At 41.6% G+C, this 15,170-nt stretch carries 15 protein-coding genes; 2 read left to right on the forward strand and 13 right to left on the reverse strand.

The features are described 5' to 3' along the window. Positions 1–194 precede the first annotated feature (194 nt). Positions 195–812 carry a TVP38/TMEM64 family protein gene (locus ACFQ38_RS16560; protein ID WP_336822068.1) on the reverse strand — a complete coding sequence of 206 codons (618 nt, stop codon included), beginning with the start codon at positions 810–812 and terminating at the stop codon, positions 195–197. A gap of 184 nt (positions 813–996) precedes the next feature. On the opposite strand from ACFQ38_RS16560, the gene ACFQ38_RS16565 reads away from it, so the two are divergent. Then, positions 997–1,722 carry an AzlC family ABC transporter permease gene (locus tag ACFQ38_RS16565; RefSeq protein ID WP_336822067.1) on the forward strand — a complete coding sequence of 242 codons (726 nt, stop codon included), beginning with the start codon at positions 997–999 and terminating at the stop codon, positions 1,720–1,722. Beyond that, complete coding sequence (locus tag ACFQ38_RS16570) at positions 1,722–2,033, forward strand: AzlD domain-containing protein (RefSeq protein ID WP_381482340.1); 312 nt, start codon at positions 1,722–1,724, stop codon at positions 2,031–2,033. Before ACFQ38_RS16565 ends, ACFQ38_RS16570 begins: the two co-directional genes overlap by 1 nt. 59 nt (positions 2,034–2,092) lie before the next feature. Here ACFQ38_RS16570 and ACFQ38_RS16575 read toward each other — a convergent pair whose 3' ends face one another. The 12 genes from ACFQ38_RS16575 to secA form a co-directional block, all read right to left on the reverse strand. Continuing rightward, on the reverse strand, positions 2,093–2,356 hold the full coding sequence (locus ACFQ38_RS16575; protein WP_381482342.1) for a CsbA family protein: 264 nt from the start codon (positions 2,354–2,356) through the stop codon (positions 2,093–2,095). 19 nt (positions 2,357–2,375) lie between these two features. Further along, a complete protein-coding gene (locus ACFQ38_RS16580) occupies positions 2,376–3,545 on the reverse strand; it encodes a PDZ domain-containing protein (protein WP_336822064.1) in 1,170 nt (389 codons plus the stop codon). 579 nt (positions 3,546–4,124) lie between these two features. Beyond that, positions 4,125–5,570, reverse strand: coding sequence for a S41 family peptidase (locus ACFQ38_RS16585; RefSeq protein ID WP_381482344.1), 1,446 nt, complete (start codon positions 5,568–5,570; stop codon positions 4,125–4,127). A 71-nt stretch (positions 5,571–5,641) separates the two neighbouring features. After that, positions 5,642–6,238 carry a redoxin domain-containing protein gene (locus ACFQ38_RS16590; RefSeq protein ID WP_381482346.1) on the reverse strand — a complete coding sequence of 199 codons (597 nt, stop codon included), beginning with the start codon at positions 6,236–6,238 and terminating at the stop codon, positions 5,642–5,644. After that, on the reverse strand, positions 6,235–6,885 hold the full coding sequence (locus ACFQ38_RS16595) for a hypothetical protein (protein WP_336822061.1): 651 nt from the start codon (positions 6,883–6,885) through the stop codon (positions 6,235–6,237). Before ACFQ38_RS16595 ends, ACFQ38_RS16590 begins: the two co-directional genes overlap by 4 nt. A 152-nt stretch (positions 6,886–7,037) precedes the next feature. Then, positions 7,038–8,330 (reverse strand): murein hydrolase activator EnvC family protein, encoded by a 1,293-nt coding sequence (locus ACFQ38_RS16600; protein WP_381482349.1) that lies wholly within the window; start codon positions 8,328–8,330, stop codon positions 7,038–7,040. 126 nt (positions 8,331–8,456) lie between these two features. Then, complete coding sequence (gene ftsX / locus ACFQ38_RS16605; protein ID WP_336822059.1) at positions 8,457–9,341, reverse strand: permease-like cell division protein FtsX; 885 nt, start codon at positions 9,339–9,341, stop codon at positions 8,457–8,459. Then, the gene (ftsE, locus tag ACFQ38_RS16610; RefSeq protein ID WP_336822058.1) at positions 9,331–10,017 is read right to left on the reverse strand and encodes a cell division ATP-binding protein FtsE; all 687 of its coding nucleotides are present in this window, start codon (positions 10,015–10,017) and stop codon (positions 9,331–9,333) included. The genes ftsX and ftsE overlap by 11 nt, the downstream gene beginning before the upstream one ends. Before the next feature lie 466 nt (positions 10,018–10,483). Continuing rightward, on the reverse strand, positions 10,484–10,816 hold the full coding sequence (cccB, locus tag ACFQ38_RS16615) for a cytochrome c551 (protein WP_336822057.1): 333 nt from the start codon (positions 10,814–10,816) through the stop codon (positions 10,484–10,486). A 252-nt stretch (positions 10,817–11,068) separates the two neighbouring features. Beyond that, positions 11,069–12,170 (reverse strand): peptide chain release factor 2 gene (gene prfB / locus ACFQ38_RS16620; protein WP_381482375.1). Its coding sequence is split into 2 segments (ribosomal slippage): positions 11,069–12,097 and positions 12,099–12,170, totalling 1,101 coding nucleotides; the frame shifts between segments, so codons are not numbered across the junction. Next, on the reverse strand, positions 12,096–12,290 hold the full coding sequence (locus ACFQ38_RS16625) for a hypothetical protein (protein WP_381482377.1): 195 nt from the start codon (positions 12,288–12,290) through the stop codon (positions 12,096–12,098). Before ACFQ38_RS16625 ends, prfB begins: the two co-directional genes overlap by 75 nt. Before the next feature lie 273 nt (positions 12,291–12,563). After that, positions 12,564–15,068 (reverse strand): preprotein translocase subunit SecA, encoded by a 2,505-nt coding sequence (gene secA, locus ACFQ38_RS16630; RefSeq protein WP_381482350.1) that lies wholly within the window; start codon positions 15,066–15,068, stop codon positions 12,564–12,566. Between the last annotated feature and the right edge of the window lie 102 nt (positions 15,069–15,170).

Raw genomic sequence — 15,170 nt, forward strand, 5'->3', positions numbered from 1 at the left:
TACTTAACCGATAGAACCATCTTCATCCTTCGATTCCTCCGATAAACTGCCCGAACCTAACATCCAATCGCTCTATGTCTCCACATCACTGCTCGAACTTATCATCCAACCAACTGATGACTCAACAAAAGCCCATGAAAGGACATTCTTCTTTTCTCTTAGAGCACAACATGTTTTCCAATAAATATCCCGATTTATTCGTCCTGTTTATACATCGTGCTTGATTCCTCTTCAACCCGCTTATCGATCCGTTTCTCAAACCATTTTCCGATGAGCCATAATAGAACGATAATCCCGATGACGACGCCTGTCCGAATTGGTTTTGTTAAAAGCGCCTTCAAATCGTTACCGATGTAACTAATGGTAAAAATCATAACAAACTTTCCGGCCATAAGAATCATTAAGTAATTTTTCTTCTTCATATTCGATAAGCCCGCTACTAAGTTCACTAACGCTGACGGTGTAAATGGAAAACAGATCAATATGAACAGCGGTCCAAAACCGTTCCTTTCCACCCAGTGGATCAATTGTTGCACGCGAGCATGCCTTGTCAAAAAACGCAATAAACGTTTTCGCCCATATTTCCGTATAATTAAAAACACGGCATAAGAACCTGCTACAGTTCCCGCCCATGATAATATGAACCCATACCATAATCCGTAAGCTCCTGCATTCGCAAATACAAAAACGAATAACGGGAGAAATGGCAAAAACGACTCTATGAAAGGCAATAACAATCCAATAAACGGACCTAACGCCTTATATTGCTCTGCCAATTCAATTACTTTATCAACATTTAACCATTCATTCATGCTTTCACACCCTTACCAAATCACAATCCAATCTACAACAACAAACAATTTATATAGAAAAAAGATAGGTACTGTTATACATAGAATGCCTATTTTAAATATTCCCTTTTCCCTTAATAGAATACCACCTATTCGTAAAAATATAGTATAATTTCATTCATATCGCTCAGAAAGATGTGACATAATGATGAAAAATCAATTTCTTTCAGGAATGAAAGCGGGCATGAGCATTGCCATCGGCTATTTTCCTGTAGCACTTACATTCGGATTATTGGCTAAAACGACTGGTCTCTCCCTCATTGAAACGACTGCAATGAGTCTGCTCGTCTTTGCAGGGGCTTCCCAATACATTGCTCTTAACCTAATCTCTTTTGGAGTCGATCCGCTTTTAATCGTCATGAATACATTCATCGTCAACATCCGTCACTTTCTTATGACGGCATCGCTGAACGAAAAGATGCAAAGCGCTCCAAAATGGGTGAAAGCAATCTATGCATTTTTCGTAACAGACGAGTCATTTTCAATGTTAGCGACAAGGAAAGAAAACAAAATCTCAACATCATTCGCATTTGGTACCTTACTAATCGGTTACTTTAGCTGGGTTTTCTTCACGATCGTAGGCCATATCGTAGGCGCAAACTTGCCGCAGTTTTTGCAAGCTGCGATGTCAATCGCCTTATATGCCATGTTTGTCGGTCTGCTAGTGCCTTCCATGAAAGGAAACCGAAAAGTTGTTATGCTGGCAGGCACTGCCGCATTCGTCCATTCCCTTCTTTATATGACGTCACTTTCGACAGGATGGGCCATATTAATCTCTACACTATTCTCAGCTATATTCATAGAAATGATTTACTCGAAACATCAAAAGAAACATAGTTTTGCCTTCAAAGAAAAGGAGGAAGCAAACTAATGGGAGCTACATATTGGTTCATGTTATTAGGCATGATGCTCGTAACATACATTCCACGAATGATTCCATTGACATTTTTGGATGGCAAAGAATTGCCCCCAATTGTTAGCGGTGTCTTACGCAATATTCCTTATGCCGTTTTAGGTGCATTAATATTCCCTGCAATTATTTTCGTTCAAGAAGGTAATCTACTTTTCGGCATCATCGGAACCGCCACTGCATTCCTTATCGCTATTTTCGGCGGTGGTGTCATGTCGGTCGTATTAGGAACAATTGGAGTCCTATCCGTTTATAGTTTATTTTTTCTATAAAAATACACGTCCCCTCCTTTAAGGGTGACGTGTCTTTTCAGCTTCACTTTATTTCATTTTCAACCTTCTTCTTGCTTTCCATGCTTTCTTGCCTTTTTCACCATGTGCGTCGCATACCAAAAACCTACTGTAAGCGATGCTGCATCTGCCACATACAGAATCCAATTATGTGTATAGCCTGCATATACAGATGCCGCAATGAGCGCAATTGTCAATGTGAGGCCGACAATATGGTGAAACGTCACCCGAGTGAAAAATATGACTAATAAACCGGGTAAAAACAAGGCGAGCAAAAGCTTCGTTTCCAACGTTGCAAGATCCATTTCCTACACCCTTCCCGGATTATCGTACTACTAATAAACCTAACCGGTGATGATCATGGCGATAAAGCACTTGCTGCATAAGCCTTACCTCTCCATCCCGTCCAATTACCTGCAAGCGGCAATGGGCCGCGTTTACTTGAATCGCGTCGTACAATTCTTTTTCATTAGATACTTGTATGCCATTCACCGCACGAATACACTCGCCTAACATAAGCCCCAACTTTTCTCCAGGAGACTCAGGTAAAATGCCAGCGATGATGACACCGGAAGATTGCGGCGACACAACATAATGCCCTTTCCGTTCACGTACCGCAATGACGACGGTAATAACAATCCTGCAAACAACACCAATCAGTAAAGCTGCCCAGCCTAATATCGGCATCCATATTGCCCCAATTCCTACCGCCGCGACAGCTAAACCGACAATCCAAATAACTCGTCCCATTTTAGGAAATAAAACATCCGGAAAACTCCCTCTAGCGACTTGCGAAAATCCGATAATGACTGGAACCGGAACAAAACTGAAAGCAGTCGCCCCTAAAGTGAACTGTGGCCAATACGGTGCGTAGCCGGAAATCAAGTCACCCGGTACTAAAAATACGACTGGCAATAGCCAAAGCCGCTTCAACTTAAAAGCCGCTGCTCGCAAGCCCCTCTTCGTATTAACCAAATAAGGCGAAGAATATTTATCAGCCCGTTTTTGAATTAACAGCCCTTCCGCAACTAATAACAAACCTCCGATAATCGGAATTGTCACTGCCAATTCTCCGAAGAAATCCATGTCGTTTAACGACCAACCACGGAACGCAAAATTCTGCCCAAAATATTGCATGCCATATAATCCAAAAAACGCAATCGCTACAGCATAGATCGGAGAGGTGATCTGATAATAAAAAGTACACATCAATAATAGCGCAATTGCTGAAAACACAACAATCCAACCAATATCAACCGTCAATCCAATACCGGAAATGAACACGGACAATACAATTGCATGGATATAAGACTCTGATAACAGTCGTTTCAACTCCGTCAAACCCGGTAGCAAACGGACTAAGAAGCTGCGCCGCTCACGCTTCACCCGAAAATATCCTAAACCGATCGCAGCGAAAATTGCCACTAACCATAATGGATTCAGAAAAAACAGTGCAACCGCCTTCAATAGCTCCAATAAGACACTTTCATTCATCCTCCAACACCATCCAATCCCCGAAAACTATTATCCTATATTGTATCAAATCAACACCCATAAATGGAACAACTGCACAAAAATAATCCGATCCACATAGAACATAGTGAAAAAACGCATATATCGTCTCATAAACGTATAACGGTAAACAAAAACGTATACACCAATTTGAAAGCGTATAAACCCCCTCTTCTACTTATAATTCATTTCAAAAACGCAAAACGATCAACAAAAACGCATATTCCATTCCATTAACGCATTACTACACTCTTCTACTCATAATTCATTTCAAAAACGCAAAACGATCAACAAAGACGCATATTCCATTCCATTAACGCATTACTCCACTGTTCAACTCATAATTCGTTTCAGAAACGCAAAACGATCAACAAAAACGCATATTCCATTCCATTAACGCATTACTCCACTGTTCAACTCATAAATCATTTCAAAAACGCAAAACGATCAACAAAAACGCATAGTTCAGTTTCACCACCGCATAATTTCCCTCCTCATCATATACAAAAAACCTTTTGTAAGTTGTTAGCCTACAAAAGGTTTCATTCCACTATTCACACTTCAATCACCACTTAACAAATGATGCATATAGCCGACTGCAACTTGTAACTGTTTATCATTTTTACGATCATTCCGATATGCCTCCACTTTCTCTCGTAATGCACCAAAAAACTTCCGATCCATAATACTATCTTCTTCCACCTGCGATTCCACTCTGAAATCATGTACAGCAAGAGCTGTTGATTCATCAAAATAACCATCTTCACGATCTATCGTATATCCTAAACCGGACAACAACCTTTGAGCATACGCAATATCATCGTGATAGTCGCCTACAGAATATACTTCCGTTGAAAAGCGAATATGCTCCGTAAACAATTTATTCTGTTCGGTTTCCAAATCGGCTTCGACACCTTTGCCATGGATCCACTTCTCTTTCGGCGTCAACCATTTATGGGTCGACAGCTTCATCTCCCCACCATTGGATAGCTCCATCGTATCTTGCACAGTTCCTTTCCCAAAACTCATATTGCCGATAATAAACCCTCTACGCAAATCCTTCATCGCTCCGGACAGCACTTCGCTCGCTGAAGCGCTTCCTTTATCTTGCAAAATGACTATTGGCATTTTCTTTAATTTCGGATCATATTGAAACTCTTCAGAAGGGCCCGTAACAAGTGGTGTCAACATTCCACGAGGATCTTGCATATACGCGAAAACTGTATCATCTTCCAATAAACTGCCCGCAATTTCACCGACAGCTCGCAAATAGCCTCCCGGATTGCCCCGCAAATCGACTAAAAGCGCCTCAGCCCCACCGACAATCAACTCATCCGTCGCTTTTTTCCACTCCTTAGCACTTTCATCACCGAACATCGATAACGCTATGTAACCGAACTTTTGGCCCCTCTCTTCCATCAATTCCGCTTGCACTGTTTTTACAGGCATCACTTCACGCAAAACTTTTAATTCAAGATGCTTTCCTAAATCTGGCCGATAAATTGTCATCGAAACTGCTGTTCCTTCTTTTCCGCGAATCTTCTTCACAACATCTTGTAGCGATAAACCACCTAATGCTTCTCCGTTAATCCGTACAATTTCATCATATGGCTGCAAACCAGCTTTTTCCGCTGGCGATCCTTTAACAGGCGCTACAATAATGTACTTATTGCCAGAACGGGTAATTTCCGCTCCAATTCCGACTTTCTCCCCTGCCAACGATTCACGATGAGACGCCGCTTCCTCTTCGGATAAATACGTCGAATACGGATCGCCAATTACGTCAGCCATGCCGCGCAACGCCCCTTCAATCAGCATGTCCCCTTCAACCGGGTATACCGCATTTTCCTGAATTATACCGTACGCTTCATTGATGACAGGAAACGAAGCTTTCTCAGTTTGACCAACTTTTCTCTCCCCGTTAGCTGAACAGCCATCCAAAATAATGAACACTACTGTTGCCAATGCCGCTAAACTCAAAAATAAGAAAAACCGGCTTCTGCGCAATGTGAACACCCCTCCTCCATCCACTATATGAATGAAGTCAGTTTGTTACGACTACAGAAATCCGGCTTTTCTTAATCTAAGTTTTCTACAAGTTGCTCGATCGTTCTTTCATCCATTGGACCGACTATCTTATTAGCAATCCGGCCGTCGGTTTCAAGCATATAAGTCGTTGGCAAATAGTACACCTGGTACAGTTCTTCAATCTTCCCTTTATCATCCAAAGGAATCGGGAACGTTAATCCGTATGACTCGGCAAATTCTTGAACGGCCTTTACGCCTCTTGACTCGCTGCCTGTCATATTAACAGCAATGATTTCAACGTTTTCCTCATCTTTGTTATTTTGATAGTAATTTTGCATATGTGGCATTTCTGCCTTGCACGGCGGACACCAAGTTGCCCAGAAATTTAAAATGACTTTTTTTCCTTGAAGGTCGGATAGTTTCACAACTTCACCATCAATCGTCGTCAACTCAAAATCCGGCGGCACATCACCTTGCCCTAAACCGGCATCCACTTCAGCTTCATTATCACCTAATGAAACCGCTCCGTCTACTGATGTAAGCGCCGTATCAATCGGTTCTGGTTTTTCCAAATTCGATTTCACCATTAAAACGATCATCGTACCGATAATAAGTCCAGCGATCACGTAGCCAATCGTTTTTTTCAAAATGATTCCCCCTTTATCTTAAGTTTTCGTTCTTCATTCCAAATAAGAAATGAAAAGAAAACAGCAATCATGACAGTAACATGCAATGAAAAATTATGTAATCCTTGCGGCATAAATGCAGACAGGAACAAATGGACAGCTACGAACAACCAAATTAATGGTATCCGACTCGTTTTTCTCAAACCTTTTATTATATAAATTAAACTTGCTGTGAACAGCATAATTGTCAATAGGAACAAACTCAAGCTTCCTTTATTTAACAAAACGACTATTACTTGAAATACGGATTGCGCAATGAACGAGCCAACTAGCATTGCCTCGATTCCTCCATGAGCCAACTTGCCCTTATGCCAATCAATCCACGTCTTCACCATGACAAATAAAAGAGATAGTACAAATCCTGCAATACCGCCATTAAAATATACGATCCCTAAAGGAGCACGCAAAATCATTTTAAAGTCTAAAAGAACAACTGACAGCTTCCATACTATGATTACATAAAAAAAAGCATCAGCTAAACGGACAGCATGCTGCTTTCCATACCATATCCGGATAGCAATATATGCCACAATGAAAGCGACAATGATTGCTGCCCAGGAAGAAGGAAATGTAAAGCTACCAATTGTATAAAAAGTTGTAACGTCCATTATATATATCCTTTCCCCATATACTTGCTATGGTATAGGAACGACTCCTAAATTGCGAGGAAACTGCTTTTCTGTTGCAATAAAAAAGCTGCTTAGAAAGCAGATAAAACAACCTTCTAAGCAACTTATTATGTTATAAACCTAAAAACATATTAAAACGATACATATCTCAACGGATTGACTGCGCTTGGACCAGAAGCTGTCCAGTTTCCTATATGCACTTCAAAATGGAGATGCGGGCCAGTAGATGCACCAGTCGTTCCAATTGCTCCAATATGCTGTCCTTTATCTACGACTTGTCCTGAACTTACATTGATTTTCGATAAATGAGCGTAAGCAGTCGTCATAATTGTACCGTCAACCGAATGGGTGATCATAATAACATTTCCAAGTCCTCCCATACGCCCTGCATACGAAACAACGCCATCAGCTGCCGCAATTACAGGGGTACCGATGGAATTCGCAATATCTACACCCCGATGTTGTTTCTTCGTATGATAGATTGGATGTGTCCGCCATCCAAATGAAGAGGTGAATCGACCATTCGCAGGTCTCGTCCAAAACCCGCTCGATACTGGTGGAAGTGTATTAGGATTTGCTGCCGCAGCCGCTTCCCTTTCCTTACGTTTACGCTCCGCTTCTCGACGAGCAACTTCCGCAGCGCGTTTTTGCTCAGCAATGATCTTTTTCTCCAATTCGGCTTCGATTTCAACCGTCTCATGGAATTCTTCTTCTAAAACTTTCTTTTCATTTGCAAGCTTCTCTTGTTCAGCCTCTAACTCATCGATCAACTTGCCCTTTGCCTTTTTCTTTTCTTGAAGATTCGCTTTCAGTCTTTCAAGTTTTGCTTTGTCCTCTTCAAGTTGCTTCAGCTTTTTCTCGACAAGCGCCTTCTCTTCTTCCAATTGCTCAATATCTTCTTGCTGTTTGCGCATAATATCACGGTCTGCATCCATCAATGTCGATACAGCTGAAAAACGGTCTATGAAATCTGCAAAACTATTAGCCCCTAATAGAACGTCTATATAACTGACTTGTCCGCCTTTCACTTGCATCGCCCGAACGCGGTCACGAAGAACGACATCCCGTTCAGCAATTTTTTGTTCCAAATCTTCAATCGAAGCTTTCAATGCATCGATTTCTTCATTGGTTTTGTTGATTTTATTAATAACACGATTCATATTTGCGTTCGTTTCTTCGATCTCTGCATTCAATTTCAAAATTTGATCCATAATCGTTTCAATTTTTGATTGATTGACTTTAATTGCCGAATCCTTCTTTTGAATGTTTGATTGAATATTATTTTTCTTTTCCTTCGCTGCCTTCTGTTCATTCTTTAAATCATTAAGTGTACTCGCCAATACATTAGTTTCGCCAGCAAGTGACATAACTAAAAATAATACAGCAAAGCTCGCCAAAAACCATCTGCGCTTGTTCAACTTCATAGTTCCCCCTTCAGCTTTTTCTCTTTTCGTCCTGTATGACTTATTATCCCAATGCCAAATCTCACAAAAGCTTTCTTACTGATTCATACCAACACATTATAAGTGAAGGACTTCAAACGTTTTCTGTTAGGCTCTAAGAAACTTGCGCACTGACATGAAACTTCCCCAAACTCCAATAAATACACCCATGAATAGCAGCAACGCATTCACTTGGAGTATAAAAGGCGTTGCACTCAACAGTTGAAACAGCTCATTTTGCAACTTTGGTTCCCATTGCTCATACAATTCGTAATACGATACTGAAATGATGATCATCGGCAAAATAGCTCCTAAAATGCCAAGCCATATTCCTTCCAACACGAAAGGTATTCTTACAAAACTATTTGTTGCGCCAACTAATTTCATAATTTCAATTTCACGTCCGCGTGCTACAATCGTCAGACGAATCGTATTTGATATTAAGAACATAGCTGTGAACAACAGTGCCAAAATAAGGACCAGTCCGATATTTCGGCTCATACTTAACACATTGAACAGTTTTTCGACCTTTTCTTCGCCATAGACGACTTGATATGTGTTGTCATATGTATCAATTTTTTTGGCGATTGCCTCGGTCTCATGCGGATCTTCAGCTTTTACGTAAAGTGCGTCCCCTAATGGATTGCTTTGCTTATAAAGATTCAGCTCTTCCCCAAACGACTCGATCATCTTGTCCAATTCCTCATCCCTCGAGGAATAAACGACTTCCAAAACACCCTTCGTTTCCCTTACCTGCTTCTCAAGCACCTTGACTGCTTCAGCGTCTGCAGCTGGTTCAGCAATAACTTTAATTTCCACATCATTCTCGATGTTGTCCGCCAACTGATTCAAGTTCATCATAATGACGATAAATACACCGACTAATAGCAACGTCACTGTAACAGCACTAACTGAGGCAAACGTCATCCAGCTATTTCTACCGAGGCTCTTGAAGCTTTCCCGAAAATGCCGCCCCATCGTCCTAACCTTCATAGCCGTAAACCCCTTCATATTCATCCCGCGTAATCATGCCGCCTTCAACGACGATAACCCGGTGACGATTCGAATTTACAATTTCTTTATTATGCGTAGCCATGACAATCGTCGTGCCACGCGCATTAATTTGCTCAAATATTTTCATGATTTCCCAAGAAGTATCCGGGTCTAAGTTCCCTGTAGGTTCATCTGCGATCACAACTTTAGGCACGTTCACAATTGAACGCGCGATGGACACACGCTGCTGTTCTCCTCCAGACAATTCATTCGGAAACATTCTCGCCTTCTGTGTCAATCCGACAAGGCCCAATACATCATTCACCTTTTTGCGGATTTGGCTCGGCGTCTCCTCAATCACTTCCAATGCGAATGCCACATTCTCGTAAACATTCAATTTAGGAAGCAGTTTAAAGTCTTGGAACACAACACCAATCTGCCTGCGCAAATATGGAACACGCTTATTCCTTAACGTTGCAAGATTAATTCCGTTGATCACAATATCACCGCTAGTCGGTGACTCTTCGCGATACATCATCTTGATGAACGTCGATTTCCCTGCCCCGCTCGGCCCGACAACATACACAAACTCTCCCCGACCGATTTCGACATTGATGCCATTCGCGGCAACAACACCATTCGGGTATTTTTTATACACATCTTTCATCACAATCATGTAAAAACCACCTGAATAATTATTGTTTCTCCAAAAGCCGACAATCATATTATAACATGCTGACGACTAATAGGTATTACAGTTATATTTCAAATGTCCCGTCTTCTTCATTCCAATAACTAAAAACCTCCAAAAATCCCTACAAAACAACCTAAACCTCTGTAATATTTTCATAATACCCTCCAAAAATGCAAAGAATTCCATGAAGTGACAAAACTTCACCTCTTAGCAGAAATAAACAGCACATAAATTTCTAAATTAACGCTGAAACAACATCCTCTTACCCATAAAGCACAGTAAACACGCAAATTGACTACCTGCCACTCATCATTCGATTCAGAAACGCATATCCTACAAAAGACTCTTCCACACGCATAAAACAACTCGCTGAAGCATACTATCCTGTCGCCTTTTCCCAATAAAAAAACACAACAGGCCGAAGCCCATTGTGTTTTCATTACTGAAATTATTTTTTCTCAGCAAGCCATTTTGCAACAGCGTCCAATTCATCTCCGGAAATCAATCCACCTGGCATGCCGTTTGGCGTACCGTTTTCGATAATATCATGGATTTCAGACTCAGATAGTTCCGAACCGACATTTGCAAGCGCAGGAGCACTACCGCGTCCTTCAAGATTGCCTCCGTGGCAAGTCGCACAGTTTGCTTGGAATACTTTATCCGCATCAACGCCGCTTGCAGTATCCCCGCCAGCATTGTTGTTGTCGGTTTTGTTTCCACCGCCACATGCACCAAGTACAAGCACCGCACCAAACATTACCGCTACTAGCTTGTTCTTCATTTTCCTTCCTCCTGTCGTAAAAATGATGAATACTTCATCCTTAATTATATCAAAGCATGAGGAAACAACACTTGCATAGAAGCATCCAATTTTATCAAATTGATGACAAAGTGGATTATTTTTCTTTGCACTGATCTTTCCTGCATTGCCTTTACCTTTTACTATACACATAAACGAAAATTTAAAACCCTTTACCAAAAAGAAAAAGCGCACCGAAGTGCACTTTTTAATGTATAGTTTTCATTAAACGAATCAAGATATTTTAGAGCGTAGATACGCATTAATGAACATGTCGATTTCTCCGTCCATTACAGCGCCAACATTTCCCGTTTCCTCGTTTGTCCTATGATCTTTAACCATCGAATACGGGTGGAATACGTATGAACGAATTTGGCTGCCCCAGCCGATTTCTTTCTGTTCACCACGAATTTCAGCTAAACGCGCTTCTTCTTCTTCAACCTTGATTTGGTACAATTTTGCTTTCAATAAATTCATTGCCCGTTCACGGTTTTTAATTTGTGAACGCTCCGTTTGACAGGTCACAATTGCACCGGTTGGAATATGTGTAATCCGAACGGCTGAGTCGGTCGTATTGACGTGCTGTCCACCCGCGCCACTTGAACGGTACGTATCGATTTTCAAATCCTCAGTACGGATTTCAATATCAATATCCCCATCAAACTCAGGCATTACTTCCACAGAAGAGAATGATGTATGGCGGCGACCTGAAGAGTCAAACGGTGAAATTCGGACTAAACGATGAACGCCTTTTTCAGCTTTCAAATAACCATACGCATTATGGCCTTTAATTGAAAGTGTGACAGACTTTACGCCCGCTTCATCCCCCGCTTGATAATCAAGAGTTTCAACCTTATATCCTTGGTCTTCAGCCCATCTTGTATACATACGAAGCAACATAGAAGCCCAATCCTGCGACTCTGTACCTCCCGCTCCAGAATGAATTTCAAGAACGGCATTACTGCTGTCAAACTCATCGCTCAACAACATTTGTAAATCGAAATCATCCATTTTTTTCTTGAATTCTTTCAACTCGGATACCAATTCCTCTTGTAGCTCTTCATCAGCCTCTTCACGAAGCAACTCAAGTGTCATTTCCAAGTTTTCCTGCGTCTCATTCAAATCATTGAATGCACCAACCGACGCTTTCAAAGCATTTGATTCCGAAATGACTTTTTGCGCACGATCTTGGTCATCCCAAAATCCCGGTTCCAACATCACCTCGTCTAATTCCTGCATCCTTGCCTCTTTGTTTTCTAAGTCAAAGAGACCCCCTGAAGTCCGCTAATTTCTTAGCTGTTTTGTCGAGTTCATTGCGAACATCGGATAATTCCATCATAATAATTTCCTCCTGAAATAAAATCAAATTGAGAATCGAACAACGTAGAATTCGATTTGCCTTAATTTCTGCGTCATTTGCAGAAATTAAGGCACCTTTACACCATTTTAGTTGCATTGGTTCCTCCGACTGACACACATGCATAATTACAAGTTATGAAGTCAGAACAACGTAGAGTTCGATTTGCCTTAATAAAATTTTCCTGTTAAAAACATTTTAAGCTGACTTGAGATGAAGCCTACTAAGCGAAAAGTAGTAATGCAACCACGTCACATAAAACACCCATCAGCCGCAGATCGCTCCGCAGGCTGATGGAATAGATGCATTAACTTATTTTATGATATGGCACCATTTGCGTCCAATCATTATTTAATGGAGACACAAATAATATTAACCTTTACCATGACAATTTTTATATTTTTTGCCGCTTCCGCAAGGACATGGATCATTTCGGCCAATATTGACCTTACGACGAATCGGCTTCTTCGCCACTTTCTCACCATCTTCTTTCGGATTGACAGCTTGCCCCTTCGCAACCTCTTCTCGCTCCAAGTTGTTGCGGATTTCTGCCTTCATTACATATTTCGCAGCATCATTCTCAATCGCCATTACCATATCTTCAAACATAGCGAAGCCTTCAGACTGATACTCACGAAGCGGATCTGTTTGACCATAAGCACGTAAATGGATACCGTGGCGCAATTGATCCATCGCATCGATATGATCAGTCCATTTCGTATCAATTGCTCGTAAAAGAACGACTTTCTCGAATTCACGCATGCGCTCATCGGACATTTCCGCTTCTTTCTCATCATAGCGTTCCATAACAGCTTGGCGGATCAATTCGATCAATTCCTCAGATGATTTGCCTTCCATTTCTTTTGCGGTCAATGTACCTTCCGGCAGCAAATTCGCACCTAAGTAATCTTCAAGACCTTTCAGGCTCCAGTCTTTTTCACCATCAGGCGCATGCATTGCAACTGCCCGTTCAATGACATTTTCCAACATCCCTTCCAAAATTGGACGGACATTTTCAGATGCCAACACTTCATTTCGCTCTTTATAAATAATTTCACGCTGTTGGCGAAGGACATCGTCGTATTGCAGCAACCGTTTCCGAGAATCAAAGTTGTTCCCTTCAACCCGTTTCTGAGCTGACTCAACGGAGCGTGTTACCATTTTCGATTGAATCGGCGTGGAATCATCCATACCTAATTTCGTCATCATATTTTTCATCTGCTCTGAACCGAATCGGCGCATCAATTCATCTTCAAGAGACAAATAAAACTGTGTTACACCTGGATCTCCTTGACGCCCAGAACGACCGCGAAGCTGATTATCGATCCGGCGCGATTCATGGCGCTCTGTGCCAATAACCGCAAGGCCGCCAAGTTCTTTAACACCATCACCTAATTTAATATCCGTACCACGGCCCGCCATGTTCGTCGCAATTGTCACTGCACCCTTTTGACCTGCTTGTAAAATGATTTCGGCTTCTCTACCATGGTTTTTCGCATTCAATACATTATGCGGAATTCCATACTTTTTCAAGAAGTTTGAAATGATTTCGGACGTTTCAATTGCGACTGTTCCGACAAGAACTGGTTGGCCTTTTTTATGGCGATCCCTAATATCTTCGGCAACCGCTTTATACTTTCCATCCATCGTTGCGTAAATCAAATCAGGACGGTCATCACGTGCAATCGGACGATTTGTCGGCACTGCAATTACATTCATATTATAAATATTACGGAACTCTTCCTCTTCCGTCTTCGCTGTACCAGTCATGCCGGCAAGCTTATCGTACATACGGAAAAAGTTTTGGAACGTAATCGTTGCAAGCGTCATCGTCTCATTTTGAACTTCCAAACCTTCTTTCGCCTCTATCGCTTGGTGAAGCCCATCGCTATAACGACGACCTTTCATGAGACGTCCGGTGAATGAATCGACGATCACTACTTCGCCCTCTTGAACGACATAATCAACATCGATATGCATACTTGCATGTGCTTTCAATGACTGGTTGATTGCATGGTTCAATGTTACGTGCTTCAAATCGAACAAGTTCTCAATGCCGAAAGCTTTTTCAGCTTTCTCAATTCCAGATTCCGTCAAAACAACGCCTTTTGTCGACTCATCATATGAGTAATCTTCTTCTTTTTTCAACGTCGCAACAAATCGGTTCGCTAATCCATATAGCTCCGCCGATTTCGCTGCTTGCCCCGAAATGATCAATGGCGTACGCGCTTCATCGATCAAAATGGAGTCAACCTCGTCAATTACTGCATAATGCAGTGGTCGTTGCACTTTATGTTCTTCATACAAAACCATATTGTCACGCAAATAGTCGAACCCCAGCTCATTGTTCGTCGTATACGTCACATCGGCCTGATAAGCTTCACGCTTCTCTTCTTTTGATAAACTATTTAAATTCAATCCAACCGTTAATCCTAAAAACTCAAAAAGCTCGCCCATCTCATTCGCGTCACGGCTCGCCAAATATTCGTTCACCGTGACGACATGGACGCCTTTTCCTTCAAGCGCATTCAAATAAACCGAAAGAGTAGACGTCAACGTCTTACCTTCCCCGGTTTTCATTTCCGCGATATTCCCTTCATGCAAAGCGGCTGCACCCATAATTTGAACACGGAATGGATACATCCCCAATACACGGCGTGAAGCTTCACGCACTACTGCAAAAGCCTCTGCTTGAATATCATCAAGTGAAGTGCCTCCTGCAACCCGCTCTTGGAACTCAGCGGTCTTCTCCTTCAATTGCTCATCAGTTAAACGCTCCATTTCTTCTGCAAGCGCTTCAACCGAATCTGCAATCTTTTCAAGACGTTTCAAATCTCTTTTATTCGGATCAAACATTTTATTCAATACGCCAAGCATATACGTCACATCCTCATTTAGTTCACCCTTCATTTTAACACTGTAAAAAGCACCGTGCAAATCGTCTGAATGATTTATAACCCTTTTATCCTAAAACCTCTC

Source organism: Sporosarcina contaminans (assembly GCF_042679045.1).
Lineage (GTDB): Bacteria > Bacillota > Bacilli > Bacillales_A > Planococcaceae > Sporosarcina > Sporosarcina contaminans.

Excerpts from the sequence above, each read along its gene's own strand:
- ACFQ38_RS16560 (WP_336822068.1), bottom strand. The coding sequence starts at position 812 with ATGAATGAATGGTTAAATGTTGATAAAGTAATTGAATTGGCAGAGCAA.
- ACFQ38_RS16565 (WP_336822067.1), top strand. The coding sequence starts at position 997 with ATGATGAAAAATCAATTTCTTTCAGGAATGAAAGCGGGCATGAGCATT.
- ACFQ38_RS16570 (WP_381482340.1), top strand. The coding sequence starts at position 1,722 with ATGGGAGCTACATATTGGTTCATGTTATTAGGCATGATGCTCGTAACA.
- ACFQ38_RS16575 (WP_381482342.1), bottom strand. The coding sequence starts at position 2,356 with ATGGATCTTGCAACGTTGGAAACGAAGCTTTTGCTCGCCTTGTTTTTA.
- ACFQ38_RS16580 (WP_336822064.1), bottom strand. The coding sequence starts at position 3,545 with ATGAATGAAAGTGTCTTATTGGAGCTATTGAAGGCGGTTGCACTGTTT.
- ACFQ38_RS16595 (WP_336822061.1), bottom strand. The coding sequence starts at position 6,885 with ATGGACGTTACAACTTTTTATACAATTGGTAGCTTTACATTTCCTTCT.
- ACFQ38_RS16600 (WP_381482349.1), bottom strand. The coding sequence starts at position 8,330 with ATGAAGTTGAACAAGCGCAGATGGTTTTTGGCGAGCTTTGCTGTATTA.
- ftsX (WP_336822059.1), bottom strand. The coding sequence starts at position 9,341 with ATGAAGGTTAGGACGATGGGGCGGCATTTTCGGGAAAGCTTCAAGAGC.
- ftsE (WP_336822058.1), bottom strand. The coding sequence starts at position 10,017 with ATGATTGTGATGAAAGATGTGTATAAAAAATACCCGAATGGTGTTGTT.
- cccB (WP_336822057.1), bottom strand. The coding sequence starts at position 10,816 with ATGAAGAACAAGCTAGTAGCGGTAATGTTTGGTGCGGTGCTTGTACTT.
- ACFQ38_RS16625 (WP_381482377.1), bottom strand. The coding sequence starts at position 12,290 with ATGCAACTAAAATGGTGTAAAGGTGCCTTAATTTCTGCAAATGACGCA.
- secA (WP_381482350.1), bottom strand. The coding sequence starts at position 15,068 with ATGCTTGGCGTATTGAATAAAATGTTTGATCCGAATAAAAGAGATTTG.